This window comes from Streptomyces sp. NPDC046215 (assembly GCF_040646215.1).
GTDB lineage: Bacteria > Actinomycetota > Actinomycetes > Streptomycetales > Streptomycetaceae > Streptomyces > Streptomyces stramineus.
The window spans coordinates 30,227-51,358 of the sequence record NZ_JBEYZW010000042.1 but is presented as its reverse complement, the minus strand read 5'-3'; the positions used below and the strand labels follow the sequence as shown (position 1 = coordinate 51,358).

The window sequence follows — 21,132 nt, the reverse complement described above, 5'->3', positions numbered from 1 at the left end:
TCTCGGACTCGACCGACCCTTCGGAGTACTGCCGTGACCACCACTGTCCTCGCCGCCGGCGACCACTTCGTCCTGCCCCGCCTGCTCACCGGTGAGCTGCGCGCCGCCGTTCCGGGCGCCGACCTGGACGTGCGCGAGCTGACGCTGCCCTGGCCGCACGTCCCCTTCGGGCCCGTCGCGGATGTCGACGAGGCGTCCGGAACGGAGGAGGAGCTGATCGAGGCGCTGCGCGGCGCGCGGATCTGCGTCACGCAGATGGCACCCCTGACCGAGCGGGTCCTGGCCGCCTGCCCCGGTCTGGAGCTGTACTGCGTCAGCCGTGGCGGCCCGGTCAACGCCGATCTGGCCGCGGCCACCCGGCACGGCGTCGCCGTCTGCAACGCGCCCGGCCGCAACGCCGTCGCCACGGCGGAGCACACCCTCGCCCTGCTGCTGGCCGCCGCCCGGGGCGTCGGCGACGTCCACACCGACCTGAAGCGGGGCATCTGGCGCGGCGACTACTACGACTACGACAACTGCGGCATCGAGATCAACGGTTCGGTCGTCGGCCTGGTCGGCTTCGGGGCGATCGGCTCGCGGGTGGCCCGGGTGCTGGGCGCCATGGGTGCCCGGGTGCTGGTCCACGACCCGTACGTGCGCGAGGAGGCGGTCGGGGGCGTCGCCGAACTGGTCTCCCTGGACGAGCTGTTGAGCCGATCCCGGATCGTCTCCCTGCACGCGCGGGTGACCGAGGAGACCAAGGGCATGATCGGCCGGGCGGAGATCGCGGCCATGCCGCGCGGCTCCGTCCTGGTCAACTGCGCGCGCGGCGCGCTCCTGGACTACGAGGCGGTGTGCGACGCGCTGGACGCGGGCCAGCTCGCCGGGGCCGGCTTCGACGTCTTTCCCACCGAACCGGTCCCGGCCGGGGCCCGGCTGCTGTCCACGCCCGGCGTCGTGCTCACCCCGCACATCGCGGGCGCGAGCCAGGAGGTGGCCCGCAAGGCGGCCCGGATCGTGGCGGGCGAGGTGGGCCGCTTCCTGCGCGGCGAGCCGCTGGCCCACTGCGCCAACCCCGAGGTCCTGGGCTCCTGAGGCCCCGGGGCCGCGGCTACGCGCCGGCGCTCCGCGGGCCGGCCCGGGAACCGGCGAAGGTGTCGCACGCGTGTCCGCATCAGAACGGAGCACGGGCGCGCCGCAGTCCCAGGGGGCACAGATGGAACACGAACGGGAGCGACCCCGGGGCATCAGCCGGCGCGGGCTGCTGCTCGGGGGCGGTGCCGCGGCGGTGGCGGGCGCGGCGGGGTACGCCGGGCGGGACGAGCTCGCGCGGTGGTGGTGGCGCGCCTCGGGACGGGAGAAGCCGCGCAGGGACGGGGAGCTCGACCACGCGGGCGCCGAGTGGCACGCCGCCTCATCGGCGAACTGGCGGCGGGCGCGGCGGCCGGCCGACTACACCGTGGACCTGGTCGTCATCCATGTGGTCCAGGGCAGTTACGGCGACGCCCTCCGGGTCTTCCGCGATCCTCTGCACCGGGCGGCCGCCCATTACGTCGTACGCAAGGACGGACGCGTCGCTCAGACCGTCCGCGAGCTGGACGTGGCCTTCCACTCCGGGAACCGGCGGTTCAACGAGCGCAGCGTCGGCATCGAGCACGAGGGGTACGTGGACCGGCCCGGGGACTTCACGGAAGCCATGTACACGGCTTCGGCCCGGCTCACGGCCGGGATCTGCGCCCGTTACGCGATTCCGGTGGACCGGTCCCGCATCGTCGCCCACTCCGAGGTACCGGGCACGGACCACACCGACCCCGGGCCGCACTGGGACTGGGACCGGTACCTGAGGCTCGTGCGGGCGGCCGCGGGCTGAGACCCGCCGGCGCACCCGCCCCGCCCGGCGATTCGCATACGTCTTCGAGGCTTAAGCGGATGGGTGCCTTCCTTGATTCTTTACCTTCGTCCCTTGCACGTTCGGGCTCCGTCGACCGCTTCTATAGCGGAGGACGACGAGGGGACGCCTCCACCGTGTCCGTCCCGACTGGAGGGGTTTCCTCTTTCGTGAATGCACATCTCACAGACCTGCTCGCCGCCGTGGTGGCCGCACGTGTCTTCGGCGGCGACCTCCGGTGCCTGCTGCGGCGCGCCACGGCGGTGGGCGTCCGGATCGGCCTGAGCGAACTGCGCCGGCCCCACCCGCCGCGTGCGCGCCGGCGCGGAGGGGTGCGATGAGCCATCTCCCGCGCCGTACCGCTGCCATCCCGATGACCACCCTGCCCGCCGACTACCGGGCCTTCCACGAGCTCTACCGCGGCCACTACGTGCACTGGGCCGAGGTCGTCCTCGGCAACCGCCACGACGCGGAGGAAGCGGTGGACCAGGCTTTCGAGCAGCTCTTCATGTCCTGGAACCGGATCCTGACGCTGGAGGCGCCCAACGCCTACGCCTGGGCGGTCGTGCGCAACCGCACCTTCGACTGCGCCCGGGCCCGGGACAAGCGCCCCACCGTGATCGACACCGCCGCCTTCGAGACGACCGCCCTGCGCCACGCGGTCGACCCCATCGGCGAGCTCGAACACAGTCTCGCCGTCTACCAGGCCATCCGGGCCTTACCCGAGCGCCAGCACGACGTGATCGTGCTCCTGTACTGCCTGGGCCACACCGTCGCCCAGGTCGCCGACATCATGGGCACGACCTCCGGCGGGGTCCGCTCCACCGCCCGCTTCGCCCGCCACCGCCTGCGCCAGGCCCTCGGCTACGACCACGACACCACCGCCCGGGAAGGCCGGGACGACAATGAATGATCACCTGCTCGACCGTGCCCTGGCCCGCGTCCGCCAGCAGCACCGCCCTTATACCCTCACCGACACCGCCAGGGCCCAGGCCCGCCTCACCGCGCGCATCTCCGCCCGGATGTGGCACGGGGCCCTGACGTTCGACGACCAGATGGCGCCCGCCCGCACGGCCGCCGCCCGGGCGGCGGACCGCAGCCGGCTGACGCACCGGGCCTACCGCCATCAGCTGCGCACCCTGTGCCGCACCGTGGTCACCCAGGACCTCCCCAAGCTCGGGGAGTTCCTCGCCCACCGGATCCTCGAACCCGACGGCGCGCTCGTCCTCGGGTGCGTGCTGCAGCTCGCCGAGCGCGACCAGTCGGCCCAGTTCTGGTGGCAGTTCGCCGCCGGCGCCGGCAACCGCGGTGCCGCCTGCTGCCTCTACCTCCACCACATGGCACTGGGCGAACGCGAGGAAGCCGAGCTCTGGCACCACCAGGCGGGGCTCGAACCGCTCCTCCCCCAGGCCCCCGAGGCCGAGGACCGCACCGACCTGGACGCCGCCCTGCTCCTGCTGGACCACCTCCGCGACACCGGTGCCGACACGTTCTCCGCGGCCGCGAACGCCGTCATCGCCTACGTCCCCGACGCGCTCGACGACGTGGACGACGTCGACCTGCCCCTGCCCGAGCCCAGCTTCCCCGAACGCATCGGACAGCTCACGGCCACCACCTGAACCATGCGTGGGCGGCGGTCACTTGGGTGACCGCCGCCCCGGCATGAGTGGCACGCGTCTCCGCCACGTCCAGGCCGGAGCGCGACTGCGCGCCCGGGGCGCCGAATTGCGCGCCCCACCGGTGCGCGCGCGGGGCGCCAGACACCTCGGAAATCCTTATGAGGCAGGCGGTTTTATTGCGCCAGAACACAACGGCCCTACCGGAAAAATAGAGAGCGACAAATCCCCTCCGCGACGGTTATGGTCGTGGTCCGGCACCACCGTCACATTACCGCCCACCGCGCCCGCCCTCACTCCGGAAAACCGAAGGATGAATTCCGGAGAGCCCGTGCGACGTGGCGGTACCGGTGCCTCGATAACGTCATCAGTCGGGTCGGAGACCTGCTCATGAAGTACACCCGTTATTGCCGTTCTCTGTTGTCCACACCGGCGTCGGACGTGGACCGGTACCCGAAGAGCCACCACTCGGGCGCCGATATGTGTGTCGTAGATCTAGAGGATTCGATTCCGCACCGGGACAAGGCGGAGGCACGCCGGCGGGCCGAGTGGTTCTTCACCGGCCCCTCGGCCGCGGCCACCCGCTGCGGGATACGCATCAACTCCGTCACCGAGCCCGATGGGCTGCGGGACCTGCTGGCCCTGCGGAACTACGCCGTCAAACCGGCCGTCGTCGTGATCCCGAAGGTGGAGTCGGCGCGCGACATCGAGATCGTCGAACGCGTCCTGCACGGCTCCTGCCCCGAGACCCGGTTCTTCGCCGTGGTGGAGACGCCGCGGGGGCTGGAGAACGCCGGCCGGATCGCCGCCTCGTCACCGCGGCTGCGCGGGCTGATCTTCGGTGCGGCCGACTACTCCTTCGACATAGGGGCCCGGCTCGCCTGGGATCCCCTGCTCCACGCCCGCGCCCGGCTCGTCAACAGCGCCCGTGCCGCGGGCATCGACGCGGTGGACGCCCCCTTCTTCGCGTTCGCCGACGCCGCCGGGCTGAAGTACGAGGCAGCGCTCTCGCGGGACCTCGGGTTCAGCGGGAAGATCGCCGTGCACCCCCGTCAGGTTTCCGCCGTCAACGAAGCCTTCTCGCCCGACGCCGAACTGCTGGCGAAGGCCCGCCGGGTCGTCGCGGCGGGCCGGGCCGGCGGCGACGGCATCGCCGTCGTGGACGGCGCGATGGTGGGCACCCCCTTCTTCGAGGCGGCCCGGCGGCTGATCGAAGAATTCGGAACGACCGAACCCTCCGCCCTTCCCTCGGTAAGCGGGAGTCAGCAGTGAGCATCGAAACGCACGGAATCCAGAACTGGCAAGGGCCCCGGAAGTACCGCAACAGCGAGAAACTGCTGGCCTCCTCCGACCCCTATTGGCAGGCCGCCGCGGACCACGGCCTGATCGACATCCACGTCGAAGCGGAATCCAACAACCGGCTGATCGTCCGCGAGACCGGTCATGAATTCATCAACATGTGCTCGTGCTCCTACCTGGGTCTGAACTACCACCCCAAGGTGGTGCAGGGAGCGATCGACGCACTGGAGGAGGCCCGCAGCCTCGGCCTCTCGCTGGCCAACACGCGCATCCGGCACGACCTGCTGTTCCGCCTGGAGGAAGAACTCGGCGAACTCTTCGGCGCGTTCATCCTCCCCGGCGTCACCTGCAGCGTGCTCACCGCCGGCATCCTGCCGCTCCTGGCCTCCGGCCACCTCGCCCCGGGCGGCCCGCGCGTGATGGTCTTCGACCGGATGTGCCACTTCTCCATGGCGTACGTGAAGCCGATCTGCGCGGACGAGACCCTGGTGCTGACCAGCCCGCACAACGACCTCGACTACCTCGAGGACGTCTGCCGCAGGTATCCGAACGTCGCCTACGTCGCGGACGGCGCGTACTCCATGGGCGGCGCCGCCGCCCTGGACGGGCTGCGCGACCTCCAGGAGCGCTACGGGCTCTTCCTCTACCTGGACGACTCCCACGGCCTGTCCATCTTCGGCGAACATGGCGAGGGGTACGTCCGCTCCCACCTGGGCGTCGATCCCCTGACCATCATCGTGGCAACCCTGAGCAAGGGGTTCGGCTGCGGCAGCGGGGCGGTGGCGATGCTGGGCGACCGGCGGGCCCAGAGCCTGCTCATGCGCCACGCGGGGCCGGTCGGCTGGTCGTCGAACATGGAGATCCCGATCGTCGGCGCGGCCCTCGCCTCCGCCGCGCTCCACCGCTCCCCCGAGCTCGGCGACCTCCAGCGTCGCCACCAGAGCAACATCGACTACTTCGACGAGCTGTTTCCCACCGCGCACGCGGGCAACGGCCTGCCCGTGCGCCGGATCGACGTGGGGGACGGCGACCGGGCCGTCAAACTCTCGGCCGAGCTGTACCGGCGCGGCTACTACAGCTCCGCGGTGTTCTTCCCGATCGTCCCGCGCGGCGAGGCCGGTCTGCGGATCATGCTCCGGGCGGACCTCGGCCGGGAGCAGATCGCCGCCTTCGTCGAGGACGTCAAGGACGTCACCGGCGCCGGCCTCTGAGCCGCGGGCGGGAGGAGAGCCGAAACCGCCGAGGGAGAGAAAGGGAGAGACGGAGATCATGGACGAACCGGCGATCACCGGCTACCGGCTGGTGGGCGAGCAGCGGTACCGCGAGCAAGTGGGCTTCTCCTACGAGGACTTCACCGTCGGTGACGTCTTCGAACACCGGCCGGGCCGCACCGTCACCGAGATGGACAACGTCCTGATGAGCATGCTCAGCATGAACGCCGCGCCGCTGCACATCGACGCGGCGTACTGCGCCGGGACCCGGTGGGGCCGCCCGCTGGTCTCCAGCCTGGTGACGCTGAGCATCGTGGGCGGCATGGCGGCGCGCAGCACCAGCGGGCGGGCCGTAGCGAACCTGGGGTGGGAGCACATCCGGCTGCCCGCCCCCGTGTTCGCCGGCGACACCCTCTATTCGGAGAGCGAGATCCTCTCCAAGCGCCTGTCCCGAAGCCGCCCGGGAGAGGGCATCGTGGGCTGCCGGACGACCGGGACCAAGTCGACCGGAGAGGTGGTGCTCACCTTCGAACGCAGCTTTCTCGTAGCGACACGTGACAAGGACACCGGCGACCTGGCAGGTTACTGACGGGCCACTCACCGACCACGGACGGGCCACCGGCCGGCCGGCTATCGACGGGCTGCGGACACCATGGACAACCCTTACGGCAAGATCCTCTCCGTCCCCGGGGCGCCCGGTTTCACCGCGGCCGGGTTCGTGGCCCGGCTGGCGCACCTGATGACGGTGCTGGGCACGGTGTTCCTCGTCTCCTCGGTCACGGGCTCGTACGGCCTGGCCGGTCTGGTCTCCGCCGCGTACGCGCTGACGTACTCGGTGGTGAGCCCCCTGCTCAGCCGCCGCGTGGACCGGCAGCGGCAGAGCAGGGTGCTCGCCGTCACCACGCTCGCCAACGCGGCGAGCCGGGCGGGGTTCCTCGCCGCCGTCCAGTTGGACGGCCCCGCGTGGAGCCTGCTGCTGCTGTCCGCGCTGTCCGGCGGCACCATGCCGGCGATCGGATCGCTGGTGCGGGCGCGCTGGAGCCACTTGCTGCGGGGCTCGCCGCCGCTGCTGCACGCCGCCCTGGCGTTCGAGTCGGTGGTGGACGAGGTGATCCTCGTCGCCGGTCCCATCGCGGTGGCCGTGCTGGTCACCGGGGTCGACCCGATGGCGGGGCTGGTGCTGGCCCTGGTCTGCACGGTCGCCGGGCAGACGGCGCTGGCCCTCCAGCGGGGCACCGAGCCGCCGGTCGCGGACGCGGGGCGGCACGCGCCCGGCACCGCGCTGACCGCTCCCGGCCTGCCCCTGCTGATGCTCACGTTCATCGCCGTGGGCGCGGCCGGGAGCATCATCGACCTGGGGGTCGTGGCGTTCACGGACGAGCACGGCGCGAAGGCGGCGAGCGGCTGGGTCCTCGGCCTGCTCGCGCTGGGCAGTGCGGTGGCCGGTCTCTGGTACGGCGCCCGCCCGTGGTCGTCACCGCCGGAGCGCCGGCTGGCCGCCACGCTGCCGCTGTTCACGGGCGGCACGCTGCTGTTCGCCGTCGCGCCCGGGGTGGCCTTCCTGTTCCCCGCGGCGGTCCTGCTGGGGCTGACGATGGCCCCGGCCCTGATCGCCGGGTTCTCGGCCGTCGAGCGCTACGTGCCCCGGCACCGGCTCACCGAGGGCATGGCCCTGGTGACCACCTCGATGGGCCTGGGCATCTCCCTGGGCTCCGCGACGGCGGGCAAGGTGGTGGACTTGTGGGGGCCGCGGGCGGCCCTGGGGTGGGCGGGCTGCTGGGCCGCGGCGGCGGCCCTCGCCGGCCTGTGGACGGCGCGGAGACTGCGGCGGGCAACACCGGCCGCCGATGAGCCGGAGCCCGCCCGGACGGGGTGAGCGCGGGGCTTCGACCGCGCGGGAGAGCCGGCCACCTCAGTGGTCGGCAGTCACCTTTATTTCCGCCCCTGCGGCGGCCGGGCCGTCCCGTTCGACGAACTCACGGGCTACCCGCGCAAGAGCGGTATCCGCCACGCGAGCACGTGCGGCACCGGGCGGACACTGCCCGTGACCTGGGACTGTGCCCGCCCGCGGTGCGGGCGGCGGACGGCCCGCTCACGACCAGGCGCCGGGGCCTCCGCCGGTCCATTCGATCAGCGGCGAGTCTTCGAGCCGTACGTCGTCCGGGTCGATGCCGGCCCGGCGCAGGAACTCCAGCACGTCGATCACGCCGTACGCGGTGCCCAGGACCTCCCGGCCGACCGTCACCCGCCGGCCGCCCGACGGCGTCGGTGGGTGCACCGTGACCCGGGTGTGCGCGGAGTTGGCGGACATACCTCCAGCGTCCGCCCGGAGCCGTCCGGCCGCATCCGGAGGCGGTGACGGCCACCACCCTTCTTCGGGCGTGGCGGACGTCGGCGCGGGCGGATGTTCCCTGTCCCCCGGTGGGGGCCGGGGGACAGGAGTCCGTGCGGCGGCCTCAGGCCGCTGCCTCCCCCTCCGTGGGCTCGGAGGTAAGGAGCTGCCCGCGCAGCGCCGTCACCAGCGCGTCGTCCACGGCGAGCCGCTCGGCGGCGTAGCCGCGGACCGACCCGTACCGCGCGGTCAGGTCGGCCATGAAGAGCCGCATGATCTCGGCGGGGGCGCGGCCGTAGCCCGGCCAGCTGAGGGTGCGGTCGGGGTAGTTGGCGTGCCACTCGGCGACCAGCCGTTCAGTGGCCAGCCCGGTCAGGGCGAAGTCGGCGACGATGTCGTCCTGGTGCACCCCGAGCAGGTCGAGGACCAGCATGGCGAGCAGGCCGGTGCGGTCCTTCCCGGAGTGGCAGTGGAAGACCAGCGGCGCGGAGTCGCCGGCGATGAGCTCCAGCGCGCGCCGGAGCTCCTCGACACCGTCGTGGGCGACCTCAAGGTATTTGTCGGCCAGGAAACGCGCGGGCTCGACGTCGGGGCCCAGGCCCGCCTGGTCGTACGGGCGGTGCTCGGTGCTCAGGTTGTGGTAGGCGAGCCCCTCGTGGTGCGGGACGCGTCCGCTGCGTTCGATCTCCCACGGGTACCGGAGGTCGATCACGGTGCGGATGCCCAGGGCGAGGAAGCGCTCCCGGTCCCGGCCCCGCAGCTTGCCCAGCGAGTCGGAGCGGAACAGCCGGCCCCAGCGGACCGTGCGGCCGCCGGCGGCCCGGTAGCCGCCCAGATCACGGAAGTTGTGCAGCCGCTCGAACGCGATATGTCTCGTCACGGGGGTCACCTTATGACAGCCGCACCCGCTTCGGCGGCGGCGGTGAGTGACGCCACACCTCGTCAACTCGCGGTGTGCGCGGGGCCGGCGCCCGGTCGGGGGCCTGGAAGACACACCCCGCGTAGGCCTTGTTGTCGAAGGAGATCACGTCGGCCCGGCCGGCCGGCAGGCCCCGCAGGAAGGCGCCCGCGTACTGCCGGCCGATGAGGAAGGCGCCCCAGTTCAGTGCCCACGGGGAGCGTCCGTCCGCGCTGCCTGGGTCGGGGAACGCCTCGGGGCTCGGGGTGACCAGCTCCTGGACGATGTACCGGTCTTCAGCCGCCCGGGCCAGGGCGTCGGCCCATTCCCGGTCGCCGACGCCGCGGCCGAGCACGGTGCCGGTGCCGCCGAGGGACTCGCACCGCTGCCGCATCAGCGACTTGTCCTTCAGGGCCCGGACGGTCCCCAGCGGGTTGCCGCCGACCGAGGGCGTCACCGATGCGGGCGGCGGTCGTCAGGAACCGCTCCCGCACGGTGACCACCCGGTGCAGCGGGGTCACCCGGTGCGGCCCCCCGGGCGGGGCGTATGCGCTGCTCGCGCCGGGCCGATCGCCCGCCCGGGCCCGGGCCTGGGCGGGCGGCACGGCTTCGGCGATCTTCGCCGGGCACGGCGAGTGCGGGGGCGCTCGCTTCCTTCGGGCCGGGCACCGCCCGTGGCCCGCGGAGGGCACCGGCCGGGCGAGGGGCCGCCCGGCGGTGGCGCGGTCCGGCTTCCGCGGGGCCTGTCCGCTGCGGGCCGGGCGCGCGCAGCGGCACCTCGGTGCCGCCCGGTGCCCCGAGCCGGTGATCCGCCGGAGGCACCCCGCTCAGGCCGTGGTGGGTTTCGATCGCGACGCGGCCGCGGCACCCGTGAGGAAGAGCACGGCTCCGCACGCCTGGACGAGGGCCAGGGCCGCGAACGTCCGGGCGAGGCCCGCGGATTCCACCGCGGTGCCGACGGCCGCCAGGCCCAGCGTGCCGCCGCACAGCCCGCCGGCCGCGATCACGGTGAGGGTGGCGGACCGCAGCGGCGCGGGGATCGCCGCGGTGCGTATCGCCACCATCGGCGCGTTCGACAAGCCGTTCAGGAGGCCCACCACGGCCAGGAAGACCGCCAGGGAGGCCGGTCCCAGCGGGAGCATCAGCGCCAGGAAGGCGATGCCCTGGCCGGCCCGGCCGAGGACGGCCAGGCGCATGCTGGACATCCTGCGCAGCGCGCGGCCGACCAGGAGGGTGCCCAGCAGGGCGCCGCCGCCGAACGCTCCCAGCAGCACTCCGGACAGGGCCGACGAGCCGTGTCTGAGCAGGACGAAGACCGGGATCAGGGCGAACAGGGCCTGCCAGGCGCTCTCGCCGAGGATCTGGGCCAGTGTCCAGCGGCCCAGCAGCTTGTCCTTGACCAGTACGGCCAGGCTGTCGCGCAGCCGGCCGCGGCGCGGGGCCGGCGCGAGGGGCAGGCCGCGTGGCAGGCCCCGGCGCAGGAGGAGCGCGGACGCCGTGAAGCTGAGCGCGTCCAGGAGCAGGACGGCGGGCGCTCCCATCACGGCGATCAGCAGTCCGGCCGCCGGCGGCCCGAGCAGGATGGTCAGGCGGGTGGCGCCCTGGAGCCGGGCGTTGGCCTTGCTCAGCAGTGCCTCGTCGTCCCCGACGAGCGCGGGCAGGACGGCCTGCTGGCTGGCCACGTACGGGGCGAAGAAGGAGCCGACCGCGAAGAGCAGCACCATGAACACCGGCATGGTGAGCAGGCCGGCCGCGTGCAGGATCGGCACCAGGGCGATCAGCGGTCCGCGGGCCGCGTCGGAGAACACCAGCACTTTCCGGGGGCCCAGCCGGCCGGCCAGGGTCGCGCCCAGCAGGCCGAACAGGGCGACGGCGACCATCTGGGCCGCCATCACCTTGCTCATCGCGGCGGGCGAGCCGGTGCTCTGCAGGGCGAACCACGGCAGCGCGACCGCGCTCAACTGGGACCCCGTCATCGACAGTACTTCCGCGCACAGCAGCGTGCGCAGGGTGCTCGAACGGCCGGTTTCGGGCGTCCGGGCCGGTGGAGTGGTGGGAGTCGTCGACCCCATGGCGTCCCTTTCGATGGATGGAATCCTGATGCCCGGACGCCCCGCCCGGCCCGTGCCGCCGTGCCCGGGAAGGGCACGCAGAGGTGGCACGGGCCGGGCGGGGGCGCCGTCACCGTCGGCGGCGTTGCGCCTGGAGAGCGGCGGCCGCGGTCCTGGCCCGGGCCGCCCGCTCGCGCATGTCGACCCGTTTGGCGCCCGGGCCGTCCAGCGGCCGGGCGTCCGGCTGCGCGCGGTCGGCGAGCGCGTCCGCGAGGGCCGCGACCGTCGGGTGTTCGAACAGCTGCGAGATCGGCAGGTCCCGGCCCAGTGCGGCGCTCAACTGGCTGTGCAGCTTGGCCAGGAGCAGCGAGTTGCCGCCGAGGTCGTAGAAGTTGTCGTGGGCGCCGACCCGGGCCAGGCCCAGCACGTGCGACCACACCTCGGCGATCCGCTGCGCGAGACCCGCCTCGGGCGCGACCCAGGCCGCGGGGGCACCCAGGTCCTCGCGCCGCGGGCGCGGCAGCCGGGCCTCGTCGACCTTGCCGTTGGACTTCAGCGGCAGGGCGTCGAGCCAGATCACAGCCTCGGGGACCATGAAGGCGGGGAGGCGGGACCGCAGCCGCCGGGCCACTTCCGCGGTGCCCGGGCGCGGCTCCGCCCGGGGCACGAGGTAGGCCACCAGGGACGGTGAGCGCCGGGGGTCCGCGTGGACCAGCGCCTGGGCCACCTCGGGCTGTTCCAGCAGGACGGACTCGATCTCGCCCGGCTCGATCCGGTACCCGCGGATCTTGACCTGCCGGTCGGCGCGGCCGAGGTATTCGACGGTTCCGTCGGCCAGCCGGCGTCCGAGGTCGCCGGTGCGGTAGAGCGGCCCGGGGGCACCGTCCGGGCCGCTGGGCAGGAAGCGTTCGGCGGTGAGGCCGGGGCGTCGCCAGTAGCCCCTGGCCACGCCGGAGCCGCCCACGCAGATCTCGCCGACCACTCCGGCGGGGCAGCGCCGTCCCCGGGGGTCGAGGATCAGGGCTGTGTAGCCCGCGAGCGGGCGGCCGAGCCGGTTCAGCGGGCCCTCGCCGTCGGCGGTCAGTTCGTGGTGCAGGGCCAGGACCGTGGTCTCGGTCGGCCCGTAGACGTTCCGTACCCGGTAGGTGAGTCCGGCCGGCGGCCACATGGTGAGGGCCGCTCCGCCGACCAGGAGGTGGCGCAGGTGGCGGGGGGCGGGGGTGCCGGCGGTCCACATCGCCTCGGCGAGGGGGGCCATGACCATGCAGGCCGTGATCCGTCGCTCGTCCAGCCAGCCCGGCAGGGCGGGGACGACCATCGGGCCCTCCAGCGGCACCAGGCAGGCCCCTGAGGTGAGGGCCGACCAGATGTCCCACTGCGAGGCGTCGAAGCCGGGGCTGAGTACCTGGCCGATCCGGTCGCCCGGTGCGAGGCCGAAGGACTCGCGGCCCCAGAGGACGAGCTGGGCGAGGCCGCGGTGGCGGACCGCGACGCCCTTGGGTTCGCCGGTGGTGCCGGAGGTGTAGATGACGCAGGCCAGGGATTCCGGGTCCGGGGCGTGCGGCGGGAGTGCGGATGCGGCGGTGCGCTGCCCGGTGGCTGCGTGTCCGGTGACGTCGAGCACCGTGCGGCCCGCGTCGCTCAGCCGCTCGCGCACCGCGGGGTCGTCGGTCAGGACCGCGCACGCCTCCAGGTCGTCCAGGATGAGGTCGACCCGGGCCGGGGGCTGCCCCGGCTCGATCGGGCAGAACGCGGCGCCCGCCCGCCAGGCGGCCAGCATGGCGACCGGCAGTTCCGCGCCGCGCCCCAGCACCAGGGCGACCACGGGTTCGGTGCCGTGCAGGTGCGGGCGTATGCGGTCGGCGAGGGCCGTGGCCCGCTCGGCCAGCTGACGGTAGTCGAGCGGGCCGGCGGCCGTCTCGACGGCGGGCGCGTCCGGGTGCTCCTCGCACCGGCGGGCGACCAGTTCGGGCACGGTGGTGACGGGTGCCGCGACCGGGCCCCGCTCCCCGTCGTGCGGTCGGACCGGGTCGGTGCCGGTCAGGTCGATCTCGCCGATGGGGACGTGCAGGTGGTCGAGGAGCGTGTTCATCGCTCGGCCGAGGAGCTCGGCGAACAGGGCGGCGTCGGCCGGGCGGTAGCGGTCGCCGCGGTAGGTGAGCGTGCCGCTCATCGTGCCGTCGCACACGGTGAGGACCACGGTCAGGCCGAGCTTGCCGATGAATCCGGCGCCCTGCCGGTCGAAGGCGAAGGGGGTGAGCGCGCGGCCCGCGAGGGTGGGCGGCTCGCCTCCCGCGCTCTCCAGGCTCAGCTGGATGTCCGCGTAAGGGGTGCGGCCGGGCCGGCGGGCAGGGTTGAGGCGGTCGATGATGTCCTCGAAGGGCGCGCCGCGGTGTTCGAAGGCGCCCATGAGTTCGCCGCGCATCGCGTGCAGCAGGTCGAGCACCGTGGTGGTCCCGGCGGTGCGCGAGCGCAGTGCCATGGTGTCCAGGCACGGGCCCAGCAGTTCGGCGAGCTCGGGGGCGTCGCGGTGGGTGAGGGGGCCGGCGAAGACGACGTCGTCCTGGCCGGTCCAGCGGTGCAGCAGGGCTGCCAGCGCCGTGGCGGCCGTCAGGTACGGGGTGAAGCCGTGCTCCTGTTGCAGGGGGCGCCAGCGGTCCAGCAGACCCTCGGCCAGCGGGATCGGCACGGCGCCGTTGGGCCCGGGCTCGCGGGGGGCGGGGAAGTCCAGGTAGGGCGGGGCTCCGGCGAGGTGTTCGGCCCAGTAGGCGAGGTCGGCGGCCCGCCCGGCGCTGTCCCGGCGGGCCTCCTGGGCCGCGACGTAGTCCCGGTACTGGATCCGGCCGCCCGGGGTGATGGCGGCGGGCTCCTCCGGGCGGGTCCCGTGCACCGGTGCGGGCCGGGACGGGGCGCCGGCGCCCGGGGCCGGCAGCCCGAGCTCGTCCAGTTGCAGGTCCAGGAGCTCGGGCAGCTCGGAGAGCAGCGCGCCGAAGGCTCCGGCCAGTGCGCGCACGTCCTCGGCCGCGAAGCGGTGGCCGCGGTAGGAGAACGCGCCGGACAGCACGCCGTCCTGCTCGGAGAGGGTCACGGTCAGCGCGAACTTGGTCTCCTTCTCCCAGAAGGAGTCGAAGAACAGGGGGATCAGCTCGCTGGTGCCCAGTACGGTACGGCGGCCGCTGAGCAGGTTCATGTTCAGGGCGACGTCGGCGTAGGGCGTCCGGCCGGGGAGCCGCTCGGGCCGCAGGTGCTCCACCAGCTCGTCGAACGGGGCGTCGGGGTGCTCGAAGACGTCCAGCACCTCGGATCGCATCGCCTGCAACAGGTCGCGTACGGTGCCGTGCTCGGCGGGGCGGGAGCGCAGGACCGTCAGGTCCAGGCAGGGGCCGAGCAGTTCGGCGAAGCGGCCGCGGTCACGGGTGGAGACGGGCACGCCGAAGGTGATGTCCGGCCGGCCGGTCCAGGAGTGCAGCAGGGCCGCCAGTGCCGTGGCGGCCGCCATGAACCAGGACACGCCGTGCTCGGCCTGCAGGCGGCGCAGCCGCGCCATGGTGCCCGCGGGCAGCGGGACGGCCACCGCGCCGTCGGGTCCGGTCTCCGCGGGCTCGGGCAGGTGGGTGTGTGCGGGGGCGCCGGCGAGCCGGCGCGCGCCGTGGGCGAGGTCGGCGGTGCGCCGGGCGCTGTGGCGCGCGCTCTCCTGGTCCGCCACGAAGTCGCGGTACTGGACGGCGGGCGGCTCGGCCTCCCGGCCCGTCGCGGCGGCCTGCCAGCACCGTTCCAGCTCGCGCAGCAGCACCGGGACCGACTCGCCGTCGACCACGAGGTGGTGCAGGCACAGCATCAGGACGTGGCCGGTGCCGCCGGTGTCGGCCAGGGCCACCCGCAGGAGCCGGCCCGAGGCGGGGTCGAAGGGCCGGTTCGCTGCCCGGTCGAGCCAGGTGCGCAGTCCGGCGTCGGGCGTGGCGGCGGCGCGCAGGTCCAGCAGCTCCGGTTCGGGGCTCCAGGGCTCGCCGACCAGCTGGCACAGCCGGCCCTCGCGCTCCACGAAGGCGGTCCGCAGAATTTCCTGACGCTGGGTCAGCTCCGCCAGGGCCCGGCGCAGCAGCGCGGTGTCCAGGCCGCCCGGGGCCCGCCAGGCGAGCACCACGTTGTAGCGGGCTTCGTCGGGGGCGGCGCGCTCGGCCAGCCAGATGCGTTCCTGGAAGCCGGCGGCGGGCAGCAGGTCACCGGCGGGTTCCCGCTCGGCGGGCGGGGCGGTCGCGGGGGCGCTGCCCCCCTGGGCGTCGACGAGGTCGGCGAAGTCCTGCAGCCGGGGGCACTCGAACAGGCTGCGCAGCGGCAGGGTGGGGCCGAACTCGCGGGTGATCCGGCTCAGCAGGCGTACGGCCAGCAGGGAGTGTCCGCCGAGGGCGAAGAAGGAGTCCTCGGCGCCGACCGAGGAGACGGCCAGCAGTTCGGCCCATACGGCGGCCAGGGCCCGCGCGGTGGCGGTGCGCGGCTCGCCCGTCCCGGTGCTCTCCAGGGCCACGCCGGTGGCGTGCAGGGCGGCCGTGTCCAGCTTGCCGTTGGGGGTCAGCCGGATCTCCGCCACGGTGCGGAACCGGGCGGGGATCATGTAGGAGGGCAGTTTGGCCCCCAGGTGCTGCCGCAGCTGTGCCACGGCCGGCACCTCGCCCGCGGGCTGGAGGTAGGCGACGAGCCGGTCGTCCTCGACCAGCACGGTGGCCTGCTCGACGGCCGGGTGCTCGCGCAGGCAGGACTCGATCTCGCCGAGCTCGATCCGGTACCCGCGCAGCTGAATCTGGGAGTCGCCGCGGCCCAGGTACTCCAGCGAGCCGTCCGGGCGGTAGCGGGCCAGGTCACCGCTGCGGAAGAGGGTGCCCTCGCCGAACGGGTCGGGCACGAAGCGCTCGGCGGTCAGCTCGGGGCGCTTCAGGTAGCCCCCGGTGACGCCCGCGCCGCCGACCATGATCTCACCGACCGCTCCCACCGGCAGCAGTCGCTTGCCCGTGTGCGGGTCGACCAGGCGGACGGTCGTGGTCGGGATCGGTGTGCCGATCACGCTGCGGTCGGCGTCCGCGTCCGCCCGGGTGACGGTCCGCACGGTCGCGTGCACCGTGGTCTCGGTGATCCCGTACATGTTGACCATGCGCACGTGCGGGCGGCGCTCCAGCCAGCCGCCCAGCATGGCGGGGTGGAGCTGCTCCCCGCCGAAGATCACGTAGCGCAGGTGGTCGAGCGGGGCCGCGGCCTCCGCCTCCACCGCGCGTTCCGCCGCGAGCAGTTGCCGGAAGGCGCTGGGGGTCTGGTTGAGCACGGTCACCCGCTCGCGCCCGAGCAGTTCCCAGAACTGCCGTGCGTCGCGCGCCGTGTCCTCGGGGACGATGACGACCCGGCCGCCGTGGGCCAGCCCGCAGAACAGCTCCCACACCGAGAAGTCGAAGGCGTACGAGTGGAACATGGTCCACACGTCGGCGGGGCCGAAGGTGAACGGGAAGCGGTCGTTGCTGATCAGCCGTACGGCGTTGCGGTGGCTGACCACCACGCCCTTGGGGCGTCCGGTGGTGCCGGAGGTGTAGATGCAGTAGGCGGGCGAGTCGGGGCCGGTCTCGGGCAGCGCCGCTCCCGCGGCGTGCGGAAGCGCCATGAGCTGATCGACGGTCCACGCGCTTCCGGTGAAGCCGAGGCGGTCCGCGTCCTGCGCGTCGGCCGTCACCGCCCAGCGGGTGCCGGAGTCGGCGAGGATGAACGCCTGGCGCTCGGTGGGCACCGAGGGGTCGATCGGCAGGTAGGCCGCGCCGGCCAGCAGGACCGCCAGCATCGCCTCGGCCTGCGCTGTTCCGCGCGGCAGCAGCAGGGCCACCAGTTCGCCCGGCCGGACGCCGTGCGCCACCAGGGCGTCGGCCAGCAGCTCGGCGCGGGACTGCAGTTCGGCGTAGGTGCGCCGCTCTTCCCCGTGGCTGAGGGCCACCGCCCGGGGGCGGGCCGCGGCCTGTTCGCGGACCAGCGCGTGCAGGGTGGTTCGCGGGTAGTCGGCGTCGGTGGCGTTCCACACCGCCAGCTGGGTGTGCTTCTCCCGCTCAGTCAGCGGATCGCACTCCCCGACGGGGCGCTCGGGCGCGGCCAGCAGCTGTTCCAGCAGCCGCGCGTAGTGCTCGGCCATCAGCTGGATCTGTGCCGGGTCGAAGTACAGGTCGTTGAAGACGAGCCGTCCGTCCAGCGCGGGGCCGTCGGGCCGCAGGAAGAGCGTCAGGTCGTACTTGCCGTAGCCGCCGCCCTCCTCGAAGAGGTCGGCGCGGGTGCCGTCGGGGCAGGTGAGCGTGCGCGCCCCGGCCGCGTAGCAGAAGAACACGTCGAACAGCGCGGTCCTGCTCATGTCCTTGTCGGGGTCGACGCGTGCCACGAGCTCGTCGAAGGGCGCCAGCGGGTGCCGGCGGGCGAGGCCGAGGGCGTGGCCCGCCGCGGCGGCCACCTCGTGGAAGGGGGCCGCGGCCGTGGCGCGCAGGCGCAGCGGCAGGAGGTTCGCGAGCGGGCCGACGATCTCCTCGTCGCCCTCCCGGCGGCCGGTGTCGGCGACGCCGAGCACCATCTCCTCCTGACCCGAGTACCAGCTCAGCAGGACGGTGAAGGCGGCGAGCAGCACCTCCTCCTGACTCAGCCCCTGTTCACGGGCGAAGCGGGCGAGGGGCAGGGTGGCCGGCAGCCGCAGGGGGACGGACTGTTCCTGGTAGATGTGCACGGCCTGGCGCGGGCGGCGTTCGGGCAGCCGGAGCGGGTCGATCTCCCCGGCGAGTTCCTGCGCGCGTGCCGCGAGGTCGTGCTGTTTGCGGTCCGGCGCGACGCTGTCGAGCCAGTCCTGGTAGCTGCGCGCGGGGGCCGGCGGGCCGTCGGGGGCGGACAGCAGCTGTTCGGCGATGACGGTCAGGGAGACGCGGTCGACCACCGCCTGGTGGCCGGCCAGGGCCAGCCACGCTCCTCCGTCGGCGGACGGCTGGACGGCTATGCGCAGCAGCGGTTCCGTGGCCAGGTCGAAGGGGTTCGCCGCCCACTCGCGCAGGGACGCCGGCACCGCTTCGCCGTCGCCGGGCCGGGGGTCGAGCCACTGGGGTGCCAGCCGGGGTCCGGTGCTGACGTGCTGGGTGATCCGGCCGTCGGTGAGGACCAGGTTGGTCCGCAGCGCTTCGTGGGCCAGCTCGACGCGGGTCACGGCAGCGTGCAGGGGCGCAGGGTCGGGCGTCCGGGCGAGGCGCACGTACAGCGGCAGGTTGTGGTAGACGGGCGGGCCCTCGTAGACCACGCCGCGTTCGAAGTGGTCGATGAAGCCCATGCGTTCCTGGTGCGCGGAGGCCGGGCGGACCGCTTCCGGAGCGGGGGCGGCAGCAGGGGTACCGGCGGGCGCGGTGGCGGGAGCCCGAGGCGGCGTCGCGGCCGGGTCGGCGGCGGCGTAGCAGTCGGCGAGCTCGCGCAGGAAGACCGCGGCCGACTCCCCGTCCCACACCAGGTGGTGCAGGCAGACGAAGAGCACCTGGTCGCCTTCGTCCAGCTGGGCCAGGCCCGCGGTCAGCAGCCGCCCGGAGGCGGGGTCGAACTCGTGGTGCGCCAGGCGGTTGAGCCACTCCTGGAGCGCCTCGTCCTGATCGTGGCGGCCGCGCAGGTCGAGGACGTCCGGTCGCGGGTTCCACGGTGCGCCGACGACCTGGCGCAGGCGTCCGTCGTGCTCCACGAAGGAGGTGCGCAGGATCTCGTGCCGGGACACCAGCAGGGCCAGCGCGCGGCCGAGGGCGCCGGCTTCCAGCCCGCCGGCGAGGCGCCAGGCGAGCGGGACGTTGTAGGCGGCGGTGCCCGGCTCCAGCCGCTCGGCCAGCCAGATCCGCTCCTGGAAGCCGGAGGCGGGGAACGAGGGCTGCCGCTCGTCCGGTACACCGGCCGTGCCGGCCTCCGGCACACCGGCCGTGCCGACCGGGTCCGGTGCCTCCGTCGGCTCGGTGTCCTGGGCCGCGGGGGTGCCGCGCAGCCGGTCGAGGTGGGTGGCGAAGTCGTTGAGCCGGGGGTGCTCGAAGAGGACGCGTACGGGGGTGTCGACGCCGAAGTGCCGGGACACCGTCTCGACGAGTTCGACGGCGAGCAGGGAGTGGCCGCCGAGTTCGAAGAAGGAGTCGTCGGCGGTGATCCCGTCGATGCCCAGGACGTCCTGCCAGAGCTCGACCAGCACGGCCGTGGTGGTGCTGTCCGCCGGGGCGCTCCGGCCGGTGTCGGGGGCGGCCGGGGCGGCCGTGCCGAACCGGACCCGCGGCGCCCGCTCGCCGAGCCGCTCGCGCAGCAGGGCCGACGCCGCGGCCGTCACCGCGCGAGGGTCCGCGGCCTCGTCGAGGGTCAGGCGGGCCGCGAGGTCGGCGTCGCCGCCGGTCGGTGTCACCACGGCCCGGATGACCGCCGGGTGGTTCTCGAACAGCCGGGCCGCCTCACGGGCGTTCACCGGGCCTCCGGTGGTGGCGACCCGCTCGCCGAGGGTGGCCACCAGGGCGTGCGGGTTCTCCGCGATCGCGGTCAGCACCTCGGTGTAGTGCTGTGCCATCAGCGCCAGCAGGGTGCGGCCGACCGCGCCGGCAGGGTCCTTCCACAGCACGTGGGTGCCGGCGCTGTCCTCCCGGACCATGACCGCGAGCGTGTAGTCGGCGCTGCTTTCCATGTCGAGCAGGCTCAGGAAGCACGAGGCGCCGTGCGGGGCGCCGGCCGCGCGCAGTTCGAGGCGCTGTACGTCGATGTCCTCGCGCAGCCCGGCGTGCCAGTACTGGAAGACGGTCTGGTGGGTGCGGGCGCGGGCCTGCCATCCGGTGAGGCCGGCCTCGCGCAGGATCGCGGGCAGCGGCAGGTCGCCGTGGGCCGTCGCGGCCCGTACCTCGTCGCGCAGGGTGCGGATGAGGTCCGCGTAGCTGTCCGTGCCGCGGACCTGCCGGCGGATCGGCAGCGCGTTGACGAAGTAGCCGATCTTGTCGCGGAGTTCTTGCCGGGAGCGGCCGTGGAAGGGGATCGACGCCAGCAGGTCGTCCTCGCCGGCGAAGCGCCGCAGCAGTGCGAAGTAGCCGCCGAGGAGCACGGTGAAGTAGGACACTCCCAGCTCGCCGGCCCGCTCCCGCAGCCGGGGCACCAGCGCGGCGGGCACCTCGGTGCTCAGGACCGTGTAGCCGGGCTCGTCCACCGAGGCGGGCAGCTCGAAGGTGGTGCCGGTGCCCAGCGCGGTGCGCCAGTGGGCGCGCTGGGCGTCACCGGCGGGAGTGTCGGCCAGCTCGCGCGAGCGCCGGGCGTAGGCCGTCAGCGGCCCGATGTGGTCGGCCGGTGCCGGTGCGTGCCCGGCGTAGGCCCCGCGCAGCGCGTCGAGCAGCAGGAGGATGGACGCCCCGTCGTGGACGAGGTGGTGCACGGCGATGAGCAGCACGCTGCCCTCGTCGCCGTGCAGCACGTCGACGCGGGCCAGGGGGCCGCTGGTCAGGTCGAAGGGCTGTTGCCAGGTGCGGCGGACCGCTTCTTCCATGCCGCCGGTGACGGTGTGTTCGGTCACCGGGATCGGTGGCGCGTCGGCCCAGGTGAGGTGCGGGCCCGCCGGGCCGTCCGCGACGCGGGCCCGCAGGTGCGGGTAGGCCGTGCCGAGGGCGGTGACGGCCTGCCGCAGCCGGTCGGGGGCAAGGGTGCCCTCGATCCGGAACGGGGTGGGGATGATGTGGCTCCACTGTCGGGGGTCGAGCCGCCAGGAGATCCACATGGCCTCCTGGCCGACCGAGAGCGGGAGTTCGGTGACGGCCGCGCCGCCCGTGCCTCCGGTGGTGTGCGGGCCGGCCGCCCCATGGGTGTCGGTCATCGTCG

General features: G+C 73.9%; 14 protein-coding genes. 9 read left to right on the top strand and 5 right to left on the bottom strand.

Features of this window, described 5'->3' with window-relative positions; genetic code table 11:
- Positions 1-33 precede the first annotated feature (33 nt).
- The 9 genes from ABZ951_RS19510 to ABZ951_RS19470 all read left to right on the top strand — a co-directional run bounded on the left by ABZ951_RS19510 (position 34) and on the right by ABZ951_RS19470 (position 7,869).
- Positions 34-1,074 (top strand): 2-hydroxyacid dehydrogenase, encoded by a 1,041-nt coding sequence (locus ABZ951_RS19510; RefSeq protein WP_344091943.1) that lies wholly within the window; start codon positions 34-36, stop codon positions 1,072-1,074.
- A gap of 121 nt (positions 1,075-1,195) precedes the next feature.
- Positions 1,196-1,849: an N-acetylmuramoyl-L-alanine amidase gene (locus tag ABZ951_RS19505; RefSeq protein ID WP_344091970.1), complete on the top strand. Its 654-nt coding sequence runs from the start codon at positions 1,196-1,198 to the stop codon at positions 1,847-1,849.
- Between the two features lie 188 nt (positions 1,850-2,037).
- Positions 2,038-2,208 (top strand): hypothetical protein, encoded by a 171-nt coding sequence (locus tag ABZ951_RS19500; protein ID WP_344091941.1) that lies wholly within the window; start codon positions 2,038-2,040, stop codon positions 2,206-2,208.
- Complete coding sequence (locus tag ABZ951_RS19495) at positions 2,205-2,780, top strand: sigma-70 family RNA polymerase sigma factor (RefSeq protein WP_344091938.1); 576 nt, start codon at positions 2,205-2,207, stop codon at positions 2,778-2,780. Before ABZ951_RS19500 ends, ABZ951_RS19495 begins: the two co-directional genes overlap by 4 nt.
- Positions 2,773-3,486: a hypothetical protein gene (locus ABZ951_RS19490; RefSeq protein ID WP_344091936.1), complete on the top strand. Its 714-nt coding sequence runs from the start codon at positions 2,773-2,775 to the stop codon at positions 3,484-3,486. The genes ABZ951_RS19495 and ABZ951_RS19490 overlap by 8 nt, the downstream gene beginning before the upstream one ends.
- Before the next feature lie 417 nt (positions 3,487-3,903).
- Positions 3,904-4,755, top strand: a complete 852-nt coding sequence (locus ABZ951_RS19485; RefSeq protein WP_344091933.1) for a CoA ester lyase — start codon at positions 3,904-3,906, stop codon at positions 4,753-4,755.
- Entirely contained in the window at positions 4,752-5,993 is a 1,242-nt protein-coding gene (locus ABZ951_RS19480; RefSeq protein WP_344091931.1) for an aminotransferase class I/II-fold pyridoxal phosphate-dependent enzyme, read from the top strand. Before ABZ951_RS19485 ends, ABZ951_RS19480 begins: the two co-directional genes overlap by 4 nt.
- Before the next feature lie 58 nt (positions 5,994-6,051).
- On the top strand, positions 6,052-6,582 hold the full coding sequence (locus ABZ951_RS19475) for a MaoC family dehydratase (protein WP_344091928.1): 531 nt from the start codon (positions 6,052-6,054) through the stop codon (positions 6,580-6,582).
- A 63-nt stretch (positions 6,583-6,645) separates the two neighbouring features.
- Positions 6,646-7,869 (top strand): MFS transporter, encoded by a 1,224-nt coding sequence (locus tag ABZ951_RS19470; RefSeq protein ID WP_344091926.1) that lies wholly within the window; start codon positions 6,646-6,648, stop codon positions 7,867-7,869.
- A 216-nt stretch (positions 7,870-8,085) separates the two neighbouring features.
- Here ABZ951_RS19470 and ABZ951_RS19465 read toward each other — a convergent pair whose 3' ends face one another.
- From ABZ951_RS19465 to ABZ951_RS19445, 5 genes are all read right to left on the bottom strand, one after another.
- A complete protein-coding gene (locus ABZ951_RS19465; RefSeq protein ID WP_344091924.1) occupies positions 8,086-8,304 on the bottom strand; it encodes a hypothetical protein in 219 nt (72 codons plus the stop codon).
- A gap of 145 nt (positions 8,305-8,449) precedes the next feature.
- Positions 8,450-9,205 (bottom strand): tyrosine-protein phosphatase, encoded by a 756-nt coding sequence (locus tag ABZ951_RS19460; RefSeq protein ID WP_344091922.1) that lies wholly within the window; start codon positions 9,203-9,205, stop codon positions 8,450-8,452.
- Positions 9,206-9,215: 10 nt separating this feature from the next.
- Entirely contained in the window at positions 9,216-9,680 is a 465-nt protein-coding gene (locus ABZ951_RS19455; protein WP_344091920.1) for a hypothetical protein, read from the bottom strand.
- A gap of 370 nt (positions 9,681-10,050) precedes the next feature.
- The gene (locus tag ABZ951_RS19450) at positions 10,051-11,295 is read right to left on the bottom strand and encodes an MFS transporter (protein WP_344091917.1); all 1,245 of its coding nucleotides are present in this window, start codon (positions 11,293-11,295) and stop codon (positions 10,051-10,053) included.
- A gap of 109 nt (positions 11,296-11,404) precedes the next feature.
- Entirely contained in the window at positions 11,405-21,127 is a 9,723-nt protein-coding gene (locus tag ABZ951_RS19445) for an amino acid adenylation domain-containing protein (protein ID WP_344091915.1), read from the bottom strand.
- Positions 21,128-21,132: the final 5 nt, after the last annotated feature.

Coding starts and splice junctions, on each gene's coding strand:
- ABZ951_RS19505 (WP_344091970.1), top strand. CDS start 1,196: ATGGAACACGAACGGGAGCGACCCCGGGGCATCAGCCGGCGCGGGCTG.
- ABZ951_RS19495 (WP_344091938.1), top strand. CDS start 2,205: ATGAGCCATCTCCCGCGCCGTACCGCTGCCATCCCGATGACCACCCTG.
- ABZ951_RS19490 (WP_344091936.1), top strand. CDS start 2,773: ATGAATGATCACCTGCTCGACCGTGCCCTGGCCCGCGTCCGCCAGCAG.
- ABZ951_RS19475 (WP_344091928.1), top strand. CDS start 6,052: ATGGACGAACCGGCGATCACCGGCTACCGGCTGGTGGGCGAGCAGCGG.
- ABZ951_RS19470 (WP_344091926.1), top strand. CDS start 6,646: ATGGACAACCCTTACGGCAAGATCCTCTCCGTCCCCGGGGCGCCCGGT.
- ABZ951_RS19465 (WP_344091924.1), bottom strand. CDS start 8,304: ATGTCCGCCAACTCCGCGCACACCCGGGTCACGGTGCACCCACCGACG.
- ABZ951_RS19450 (WP_344091917.1), bottom strand. CDS start 11,295: ATGGGGTCGACGACTCCCACCACTCCACCGGCCCGGACGCCCGAAACC.
- ABZ951_RS19445 (WP_344091915.1), bottom strand. CDS start 21,127: ATGACCGACACCCATGGGGCGGCCGGCCCGCACACCACCGGAGGCACG.